The following is an 11,525-nucleotide window of genomic DNA, read 5'->3' on the forward strand; positions in this document are numbered from 1 at the left end:
AAAACATTACCACGGATATTTTTGCTTGCATTTAGCTGATAAAAAAATCTTAGTTGTTGATGATCAACGTCCATTCCAATTGATGCTTAAAGGCATTTTGCTTAGTCTAGGCGCACGCTTTGTTACTTTGGTATCTTCTGGTGAGTCAGCAATAAGCGCTTGTAAAAATAACGAGTTTGATTTCTTTTTTATTGATTATAATTTAGGGGCAACCGGTAAAAATGGACGGCAGTTATTAGAAGAAATAAAATGCCGAAAATTAATGAAACCCGATAGTTTATTTTTAATCGTTACGGGTGAAAGCCATCGGCCTATGGTTTTGGGCGCATTAGAAAATCAGCCAGATGATTATTTAATGAAACCCTTCTCACAAAACCTATTAAAAAAACGCTTAGAAAAGTCCTACACTAAAAAAGTATTTCATCGCGATATCTTTATCGCTCTGCAAGAAAATAATTTAACCCAAGCGATTACAGAATCACGTCGTTTGCTCGAAATAGGTTCTCGTTATCAAAATTACGGCATTCGTTTACTCAGCGAGCTTTTATGCAAAAATAAGCAATATAATGACGCTGAAAAAATATTAACGGCATCTCTTAAAAATAAACGATTAACTTGGTGTATTTTACAATTAGCACATGTTTATTATTTTCAAAAGAAATATGATAAAACAATAGAGCTCATCAATGAAGTCACCCTCGAATCACCTCTGCATGTTGAAGCGTACGATATTTTGGCTAAAGCCTATAATAAACAAGAAAAAACCAAACTCGCCTTTGACACCGTGACTAAAGCTTGTGAACTTTCACCTTATTCGATTAAACGCCAATACTTTTTAGCCGATATGGCGAGGCAATGTTCGCAATACGATGTAATAAAAAATTGTACTAAAACAATTTTAGATTTAAGTCGACGCGCATTTAATCAAAAACAACAACACGTTTTAAATTATGTTCGTTCTGCAGTGGATGCATCCGAGTTCGCCGAAGATAAAAACTCAAGTAACCGCTGCCAGCAAGAAGCGTCATTAGCGATACAACGTTGCAAAAATGAAGATGCTATTCGAAATAATTTTAAATATGATGATTTTGCTACCTTATGCAATGCGCGGATAGAAGCGCTTACCGGTCATCACTTTATTGCCAAAAAGCATTTTTACAATGTCGTTAAACAATATGGCGATACTGTCTCAGAACTACCAGTTGAAATGATGCCAGATGCCTTTACTTTACTCTTACAAATAGGCGATTTTGAACAAGCGGGTGAATTAATCGAACCACTTGAAAAATTGCAATCGGGTGATCCATATTTGGCTTCTTGCCTAGAACATAGAAAAGAATTAACTCAAGATAATAGAGAATCTTTCAATGTTCACAACACTGAAGGCATTAAAGCTTATACTGCGGGTCAATACGCGCAATCAATTGATTCTTTTGTTGATGCTTTACAATATGCACCTATGCATACCAGTGGCGCGTTAAACTTAATACAATCGATTATTAAACAACTCGATAGTCTTGAAAACGAAGACTACGACCTAGTTAAGTTACTTCATAAAACCACTCGGATTGTAGAAGGTATTAAATTACCGAATAAACAACACGACAAATACGATAAATTAAAACCTCAAATTAAAAAATATTCACCTAAATCAGTCTGTTAATTCGCAATTTCGCCAAGATACAGTAAAGTTAATATATAGAATAAAACAACCAAACTTTTAATATGAATCAAAACGAAAAATTTGGCAGTTGTAAATTTCATAGCGCCGATGGTTCTTATTGTACAGAAGTAGACATGGGGAACGGTTATTGTTTCTGGCATGACTCCAACTTTGATAAAACCGGTATGGACTTAACTGATAAGCTTGAGCGCTATGCAAAGTCAGGTGGACTCACTCAAGGTTTACAACTCAAACGGGCTAATTTAAGTGATATCAATTTAGTTAATCGCGGCAGCTCAGCCGGGTTTGATTTCTCAGGCTCTGATTTTTATCGAGCTAATCTGCGCGGTGCCCACCTATTTAACATCAAATTAAATGATGGCTCTTTAATGAAAGCCAATTTGTCTGAGGCTAATTTACATTGTGCTAAATTAGTTAATACCAATCTCCTTGGCATGAAGTTACATAATGCCAAAATAGATAATATGGAGATGGGCAAACAACTACAACAAGAGCAAATAGCACAATCAGCTGAAAAAAAAGGCAAATTGGATGTAGCTTGGGATAACTTTGAACAAGCAGAAGAGATATACCGTGATGTTCGAAAAGCCGCTGAAAACCAAGGCTTATTTGAATTAGCAGGTCATTGCATTCACAAAGAACTCACCATGCGCAGAATGCGCATGCCTAGGCTATCAGGCCGACGAGTTTTTTCTAAGCTCGTTGATCTATTTTGCGGTTATGGTGAAAGGCCATTAAACGTTATTCTATTTTCACTGGTATTAATCTTAACCTGCGCATTTTTGTATTTCAGTATCGGGGTTAATTTTTCAGGTGAAGTTATCCGATTTAGTCCATCCAACTCTTTTTTAACCAACCTGAATGATTTTTTTAGCGCGCTCTACTTTAGTGTAGTCACCTTTACGACACTGGGGTACGGTGATATTACCCCTTTAGGGATAGCCAGACTGGTGGCCGCTTTTGAGGCCTTTGTGGGCAGTTTTACTATTGCACTCTTCGTTGTGGTTTTTGTTAAGAAAATGACTCGATAATAACAAACAAAGAAAACGTTCAATTTTAAATGGCAGAATAAAAAAAAGCGAGCTAAATTTAGCTCGCTTTTTTTATGGGCAACACGTCAATTATACCAATTCATATAAATAAGTGATCTCTCAGAATACATCCAGCGGTTTTTGAACAAGGCGTCGGTGTACAGGAATGGTTGTTCCCTTTCAAATACCGATAACGCAGGTCAAAAGCCGCTGGGGCATTCCTTTCAGGCGAGTTTTAAATGCGCTTACTCTGTGTTGCTCGAACTAAAAAGAGCACCACTATTCTTTCATTTAAGCGCATTTAAGCGCTCGTTGAGTGGGCACTTATTATTACGGATTGGTATTACCACTACTCAGTATCTTTCTTTTTCTTTGCAACACGCTTTTTAGGCTTAGGTTTAGCTTCTTCTACCCACTCACCTTCACGATAAAATGCACTCCAGCCTGTTGCTTTGCCATCAACTTCACTCGCAATATATTGCGATTTAGTTTTACGGCTAAACTTCACAACCGATAAATTACCATCAGGATCTTTTTCAGGCCCGTCGGCTAAATAATAAAACTTACTTGAGATACGATCTCTGAAGCGTTTAAGTTCAGCTACTTTAGGCGCTCTGGTCTCACGAGATTTAGGGAACGTATGGGCAGCTAAAAAGATACCCGCAGCGCCATCACGAAGAACAAAATGGGCATCCGATTTTTCACACTCTAACTCAGGTAATTGCACAGGGTCTTCTTTAGGCGGCGCAGGTTGACCATTCGATAATAACTTACGAGTATTTTTACACTCTTCGTTAGTGCAGCCAAAATATTTACCAAAACGGCCACTCTTAAGCTGCATTTCAGATTCGCACTTGTCACATTCTAAAACGGGGCCGTCATAACCTTTAATTTTGAAGGTGCCTTTTTCAACTTCAATGCCTTCGCATAAAGGTGAATTACCGCAAACATGTAATTTACGCGTTTCATCAATTAAGTAGCTATCCATGGCTGTGCCACAAACATCACACCGTTTTTTAGCCATTAATGCATTGGTTTCAGCTTCATCGTCATTCGCATCAACGGCTTCTTCACCCGGAGTTAAATTTTTTGTATTAGTACAACGTTCTTTCGGCGGTAATTGGTAACCACTACAACCTAAGAATACACCGGTAGAAGCCGTACGAACCGTCATATGACGCTCACACTTATCACAGCTAATATCAGTTTCAATAGCTTGATTCGTTTTCATACCGCCTTCATCAGGTTCTTTTTCAGCCGTTTCAAGTTGTTGCGTGAATTCAGTATAGAACTCATTCAACAATGCTTTCCACTGCATCGAACCCTCAGCAATATCATCTAACCGCTTTTCCATGTTGGCAGTAAAATCGTAACTCATCAAATCAACGAAGTTTTCCATTAATCGGTCAGTAACAATCTCACCCATTTTTTCAGCATAAAAACGTTTTGTATCTAATCTTACATATCCACGATCTTGTATCGTCGATATAATAGAAGCGTAAGTTGAAGGACGCCCAATACCTTGTTTCTCAAGCTCTTTAACTAAAGCCGCTTCACTAAAACGCGCAGGTGGTTTAGTAAAATTCTGTTTTGGATTTAATTGTTCTAAAACTAAAGTTTCACCCGCTTTTACATCCGGTAATAATTGATCTTCAGCCCCTTTTTTAGAGACTGGCGGTTGCACTTTAGTCCAACCATCAAACACTAATACACGACCACGAGCTCTTAATTCAAATCGACTTGCACTCACGGTGATAGTCGAACTCGTATATTTAGCGGGTGTCATTTGACACGCAACAAACTGTCGCCAAATCAGATCATATAAGCGCTTGGCATCTTGTTCCATACTTTCAAGATGACCAGATAATACATTAACATTAGAAGGACGGATCGCTTCATGCGCTTCTTGTGCGCCTTCTTTACTGCCGTAAGAAATCGGATTTTCAGGGAAGTATTCTTTACCAAAGTTATCATCAATATAGGTACGCGCTGAAGCAACCGCTTCTGAACTCAAGTTAGTCGAGTCTGTACGCATATAGGTGATATGCCCGCCTTCATATAAACGCTGAGCTAACATCATGGTTTTTTTAACGCCAAAACCAAGACGTGTACTCGATGCTTGTTGAAGAGTTGATGTAATGAAAGGCGCAGACGGGCGACTTGAAGTCGGTTTATCTTCACGTTTATCAACAATAAGTTTAGCCGATTTGAGTTCAGCTAATGCAATATCAGTATCCGCTTTATTCGTTGGCCTAAAGGCTGAGCCATTTTCTTTGGCGACATTTAAACCAAGCGCAACCGACGACTCAGTAGTTGTATCCGCAGTGACTTCCCAAAACTCTTCAGGAACAAACGCTTTTACAGCGCGTTCACGCTCAACAACAAGCTTAACAGCAACAGATTGAACTCGTCCTGCCGATAAACCTCTAGCGAGTTTTTTCCAAAGTAATGGTGAAACCATAAAGCCAACAACACGATCAAGAAAACGGCGTGCTTGTTGTGCATTAACGCGATGTAAATTTAATTCAGTCGGGACAGAGAATGCTTGTTGGATCGCAGTTTGGGTTATTTCATTAAAAACCACACGTTTAAATTGCTCATCATCTCCGCCAATGAGTTCTTTCAAATGCCATGCAATCGCTTCTCCTTCTCTATCCAAATCCGTTGCGAGATAGATAGTGTCGGCATTTTTAGCTAGTTTTTGTAATTCGCTAACCACTTTTTCTTTACCGGGTAAGACTGCATATTCAGCATCCCAGTCATTTTCAGGGTCGATGCCCATACGCGCAAAAAGTGACTTTTTGTCTCTTTGCTTTTTATATTCAGCTTTGTCTTCAGGAGACATGCCTTTAGTCGCTTGGGCTAACGTTAAACCCGTTTTACCTTTATTGTTACTAGAGGTGGGCAAATCACGCACGTGACCCACGCTTGATTTAACGACAAAGTCATTACCGAGATATTTATTGATCGTTTTCGCTTTGGCTGGCGATTCGACTATAACTAAAGATTTTCCCATCTGTATTATTTTTCTGCTTAATAATTCAAGCCCAAAGGCTTTATTCAATACTTATTAGGTATATCTGCAAAATTGGACACTCGCAAGCTTTTTCTAATTTTAAGATCTAATTTTAAGATCTTGATACCGCTAGAAAAAAGGCTTATAGCGTATATAATTTTACGAATACCCTGCTTTTTTGTTCTATAAAATACGAGTCATAAAATGAAATATGTCGAAGTAAACTTTGATGGATTAGTTGGCCCAAGTCATAACTATGCAGGTTTATCTTTAGGTAATATCGCCTCAAAACAAAATGCAACGGCCGTTTCAAATCCAAAATTAGCGGCGTTACAGGGGCTAGATAAAATGCAATTATTACTCGACTTAGGCCTAACTCAAGGCGTTATTCCACCGCATATCAGACCCAATTTAGCACAGTTAAATGCACTCGGCTTTAACGGTTCGGTTTCACAACAACTTAAAAAGGCTTACTCCATTGCGCCGACAATACTAGCATCTTGTTACTCTGCGTCAAATATGTGGACAGCAAATGCAGCAACCGTAACCAGTAGCCTAGACGCAAAAGATAATAAAATACACTTCACGCCGGCAAATTTATTCAGTCAATTTCATCGCTCTATTGAGTCAGACGATACGGCAGCGTTGTTACAATTAATATTTAATCATGAAAAATATTTTGTTCACCATCCGCATTTACCCCATCACGCCTATTTTGCAGATGAAGGCGCCGCTAATCACACTAGATTAACCGAAGCTTACGATCAAACCGGCCTAAACTTATTTGTATATGGTTGTTCAGCCCAAAATAATCAACTAGCTAAACCCAATAAATTTCCCGCACGTCAAACACTAGAAGCTTGTCAGGCCATCGCCCGAATTCACCAATTATCAGATGACAACACCGTTTTTATTCAACAAAATCCGGATGTCATCGATCAAGGCGTTTTTCATAATGATGTCATCGCAGTGGGTAACCTTAATGTGCTTTTTTATCATGAGCAAGCATTTTGCAATACAAAACAAGTACTTGATGAAATAAACAGCAAATGGGCTAAATTAAGTACTAAAAAACTCCATTTGATAGAAGTGAAGAATAACGATGTAACGCTTAACAGCGCCATTAATAGCTATTTATTTAATACCCAGCTAATTCAATTAAATAATGGCGACACAGCGATGTTAGCGCCAACAGAATGCCAGTCGTTTACTGATGTTCAGTATTATTTGAATCAATTACAAAAAAAACAAACCCAAATTAAGCAAATATTATACAAGAACCTTAATCAAAGTATGCAAAATGGGGGCGGTCCTGCTTGCTTGCGTTTAAGAGTTAATTTAAGTGAGGCCGAACTCAGCGCTGTTAATCCACACTTTTTACTCACCCACAAAAAAATAGATCAACTCAAAGCGTTAGTTAACGAATATTACCCAACTCATTTAAATTTACAAACACTCAGTTCATTTGAAACATACCAACACATTCAACAAGCGAACCAAGCAATAAGCCGGTATTTCGGCTTAAACACTTAACCCAAATTCATGCACCCTAAAAACAAAAAACCACGCTAAATAGCGTGGTTTTTAATCTCAAATTGTTACGTTAATGATTAGCCATTATCTACAACGGTTACTTGTATAGCACTCTGAACACCACTTGGTGAAGTCACCGTAATGGTTAAAGGCGCACTACCAACACCATTTGCCTCTTCTTCGCGTTTCACACTTACAGAGAAACCGATCGGCCTAGCCGTACTCGTATTAGGGAAAGTGTAACTTGTTCCTCCTACCAACTCTCCATTAGCCGTTTCAAGGGTAACGGTTGTGCCTGCTGGCATCGGGTTATTATTTACATCAGTAATATAAACCGTAAATGTAGCTGATGAAGAACCCGTTGCCGTTGTTAAATCAACAGAGCTAATTTCCACATTGTTTTGAATAGCAATAAAGCTTGCGCTTGAACCTGACATAACAATCTCGCTTTGATCACGAATATGGACTAAGTTACGTGAGCAAACACCTCTTGCTTGTTCTGATTCGCTACACAATATACCTGAGAAAACACCGTCCTTTTTGTCAAATGTTTGATTGCTATTGTAATCAACAAATTCTTCATCATCGCCACCTAAACGACATAAAGAAGCATCGGTCTCAGCACCAGGAGCAGCAGTCACATTTGTAGAATCATCTAAACGTCCACAAAAATAGCCATCTAGGTTATGATCTAAAAACGCTTCGTCTAGGTCATCAAATTTTTCGCTTGCGGTATACACACCGTTACCATCTAAATCGGTAAAAGATTCACCGGCATCATAAACTTGATCACCATCCGCATCAATAAACGGTTCAGCACCTGTATAAAAACCATCACCATTGGAATCAACAAATGATTCTTCACCAACGGCATACGCTAAAATGGTGACTCGACCAGCTCTTGGATGCGCAAGCGGCACAGAAGAGCCATTGACTACACAAGGTTTATTGTTAGCTGCTGGCTCACCAGCATCAGCAAAACCATTAAAATTAGTATCACAGATGCCATTAGCTAAGCTATTACCCGCTAAGCCAGTATCGCCACCCGGTCGAGGGTTACTACTGGTCCACACAACCGAACAAGCACCATCTGACGTTACACATGAAGGGTCAATATCTGCACCTTCAGTTACAAATGTAACGGCGGTACCATCTGGAACAGGGTTATTATAGTGATCAGATAAGCGCACCGTCACATTGTCTTCTTGGTTATTTATGTTCCAAGCTTCAGGGTTTAACGTTTCGACCGAAAGCGTAATACTGTTTGAATCAGCAAGCCCCGTTGAAACCGTTAAGATATCCGACACACTGCGAACTCGTAAACTCGTCTCTGTGCTGTCATCTGCACATGTTCCATCCGATTTAGCTAATGAAGCAATCACACGAACAGGCGTTGGTACACTGCCACCTTTCACTACAACTTTAGCCGTACCGTCTGTTAAAGTAAAAGCAGAAGAAGGGCTAATCGATATCCCACCTACATCCGTCGTTAAGGCAAAACAAAGCTTTTCAGCTGCTGCTGGATTATTACCCGAATCAAGCGCTTTAAAAATGACATCAGCTTGTTCAGTACGGCCAGTGCCTGGGAACGTAATAATGCGAGCGCCTGCATCTCCATCAACACTAATCGACTCGAACTCAATTGATGTGGTCGCGGCTTCAGCATTATCAATTTGAGCTGTCGCATTTAATGAAACAGAACCGGCTGAAGCAGAAGCTGAAATTATATCAATGCCAGGGCAACCATCAGAACGATAAACGGCGGTAGCTTGACCTGCTACAGCAGTTACTTCATTATCAATAACGGCTCTAGGCGGTGTTTCAGATGCGCATGATGAGCTAAAGGTTACCGTGATTGGATCTTGATATAAATTGTCATTATCGTCTTGATTAATCACGCTGACTTTTAAAATAGCGGTTGAGTTAACGGCTAGCTTCTCATTAGCACCTAGACCCGTATCAATTTGATCAGCTACAAAAGTAGCACCATCCATTCTACCCATCGCGATACGGGCTGCACCAATTTCAAAATTAGCGTTTTGCGTTTTACCATTAGCTGCAACCGACACAGCTCCCGCACCAGAGCCTTCACCAGCCAAGACTCGTAATACCGCTAACCCATCTGAGTTAGTTAATACCGTGCCATTTGTCGGGCTTAACGTACCAATGCTAGTTGAAGATGAAACTAAAATATTAGAAACAGCTTCCGTCGAATTTTCTCGGGTTACTTTAATAACTAAACTGCCAGGGCTGGTTAATGAAATATTTGAAGTTGAACTACACGTAGCAGGGATATTACTCGGATCAGTAATTGTACAGCCGTATAAAGTTAAAGTAATATCAACAGGGTTCTCATCAACAGCTTCATCACCTTGTGAAGAAAAAGAAACGGAAGCAGTTTTATCTTGATAAGCGGCAGTGGCCGTACCGGCACCTTTAACAATACCCGGTGAAATATCTAACCTCGCTTCACCTAGATCATTCGTTAATGCTGTGCCACTAGCAGGGAATATTTCACCAAGGCTTGTAGTAAAATTAATAACTCGATTAACCACAGCCTCACCAGATCCGTTCACTAACGTAGCGATTAAAACACCATTTCGGCTTTCATTAACTGACAAATCCGATATTTCAGTAACCGGATCCCCTACATCAACGGCTTGGAATAATTTAAGTGATAAAGTTAAAACCTCAGGTTCATTGCCTAAATCGGCTACATAATCAATTGTCGAATTTAAACCAACGATGTTATCAACACTCACTGTAAATGTTTCATCTCCACCAGGTTCACCTAATTCAAATAATGCAATACCGCTAGCATTAGTCACAACGCGTTGATTATTCAAACCGCTACTAATGTCGATAGAGAAATTAGCAGCAGGCATTGAATCACGTAAATTAGTTAAGCTCGCTTTTAATACATAATGTTCAGCATCACCCACTATAATATTGTCTGAAATAACACAAGTCGATAATGTGGGATCATTTGCCGCAACCCAAGCTGCAGGGCAACGATTTAGAGTAGAAGATAGACGCTTGCTAAATTGACTAACATCAGCAGGTAAATTGGTATTAATAGAACCATAAGTCGCGGTTAACGTTTCAGTTGAATTAGTTGCATTACCAGTAACTTCAAATATGGCTTTACCTGAAGTATTTGTTAATAACTCGCCAATAAATGGGCTAAACGTAACGCTACCACCAGTACTAGATAAATTAACAACCGCATTAGCAACAGGCTGTAAATTTTCGGTAACTAAAATTTCAACATATGATTTTTCATCACCCAAAACCTTGTTACTTTCAATACAGTTTGTAAAACCATCAGCTAAAACCCACCCCGTTGTTGGACAACTATAGAGCTTTGCCGTTACAACAACATTAGTTTGATTAACGGTTTCAATAACAGAGGTAAATACAGCATTTTGATTTAACGTAATATCATCGATACTGATTGTTGCAATGACACGTCCTGCACCTTCTTGTGTGCCTGGATTGAGCGTAATTGTTGCTTTGCCTTCGTTATCAGTTGCAATATTACCTGCCGCCGGAACTAAAGCGCCTGTCAATTCAGTACTAAACGATATTATTGAGTTTTCAACTGGCTCGCCACCTTCAGTTAAAGTCGCGACAACCGTTATTTTATTGCTTTCAGATGTAACACGCTCAGCACTAGTCGTTAACTCTGCTCCAGCCGTATTAAACATTTGTAATTCTAAACTGTAGTCCCCCGTATCAACGGTATCAACAATAATAGATTCAAAATTAATATCTGTTGTTATCGTTTCACCATCAGGAATAGTATATGAAGCCGTTAAAGTACCCGCGCCGGCTGTAGTACCCGGCAATAAGTTTACACTTGCAAGGCCCGTACTGTTGGTAGCGGCTGTGCCAGATGCGGGAGAAACCGTACCCAATCCAGATGTAGTAAAAGTAACCACCTCATTAATTAATGGTGCGTTATTACGTGTTAACGTAACCGATGCCATTAGCGGATTATCAGCAGACGTTCTTGGCACACTATCTGTATTAGCTTCGCCACCCGTTAACACTAATTCAATTTTGTAAGAGCCGGTATCTGACTCCTCACCACCTAATGTTCCACCGCCACCACAGGCAGTTAAAAAAAGCATGAATATAGACGCCAACCAATAAAGTCGAAGATTGGGCATGTTGCACTCCATCGTTATAATTATAATCCGCGTTATTGTAACAACAACGTCAGTAATTGAGGTAATAAAGGGCAACTATAATGCTTCAA

The 11,525-nt window shown here is 39.5% G+C and carries 5 protein-coding genes; 3 read left to right on the plus strand and 2 right to left on the minus strand.

Annotated elements, in window-relative coordinates:
- Positions 1 to 25 precede the first annotated feature (25 nt).
- Positions 26 to 1,663, plus strand: coding sequence for a response regulator (locus DPX34_RS08920; protein ID WP_111978066.1), 1,638 nt, complete (start codon positions 26 to 28; stop codon positions 1,661 to 1,663).
- 62 nt (positions 1,664 to 1,725) lie between these two features.
- Positions 1,726 to 2,715 carry an ion channel gene (locus DPX34_RS08925; RefSeq protein ID WP_111978067.1) on the plus strand — a complete coding sequence of 330 codons (990 nt, stop codon included), beginning with the start codon at positions 1,726 to 1,728 and terminating at the stop codon, positions 2,713 to 2,715.
- Positions 2,716 to 3,064: 349 nt separating this feature from the next.
- Here the strand turns inward: DPX34_RS08925 and topA are convergent, their stop codons facing one another.
- Positions 3,065 to 5,731, minus strand: coding sequence for a type I DNA topoisomerase (topA, locus tag DPX34_RS08935; protein ID WP_111978068.1), 2,667 nt, complete (start codon positions 5,729 to 5,731; stop codon positions 3,065 to 3,067).
- 204 nt (positions 5,732 to 5,935) lie between these two features.
- Between topA and astB the strand changes: the two genes are divergently transcribed.
- Complete coding sequence (gene astB, locus DPX34_RS08940) at positions 5,936 to 7,264, plus strand: N-succinylarginine dihydrolase (protein ID WP_111978069.1); 1,329 nt, start codon at positions 5,936 to 5,938, stop codon at positions 7,262 to 7,264.
- A 77-nt stretch (positions 7,265 to 7,341) separates the two neighbouring features.
- On the opposite strand, the gene DPX34_RS08945 is transcribed toward astB, so the two are convergent.
- Positions 7,342 to 11,397: a hypothetical protein gene (locus DPX34_RS08945; RefSeq protein ID WP_111978070.1), complete on the minus strand. Its 4,056-nt coding sequence runs from the start codon at positions 11,395 to 11,397 to the stop codon at positions 7,342 to 7,344.
- Positions 11,398 to 11,525: the final 128 nt, after the last annotated feature.

The organism is Algibacillus agarilyticus, from assembly GCF_003286125.1.
GTDB lineage: Bacteria > Pseudomonadota > Gammaproteobacteria > Enterobacterales > Alteromonadaceae > Algibacillus > Algibacillus agarilyticus.

Bases quoted from the DNA above. Each gene is read 5' to 3' on its own strand.
- astB (WP_111978069.1), top strand. From the start codon at position 5,936: ATGAAATATGTCGAAGTAAACTTTGATGGATTAGTTGGCCCAAGTCAT.
- DPX34_RS08945 (WP_111978070.1), bottom strand. From the start codon at position 11,397: ATGCTTTTTTTAACTGCCTGTGGTGGCGGTGGAACATTAGGTGGTGAG.
- DPX34_RS08925 (WP_111978067.1), top strand. From the start codon at position 1,726: ATGAATCAAAACGAAAAATTTGGCAGTTGTAAATTTCATAGCGCCGAT.
- topA (WP_111978068.1), bottom strand. From the start codon at position 5,731: ATGGGAAAATCTTTAGTTATAGTCGAATCGCCAGCCAAAGCGAAAACG.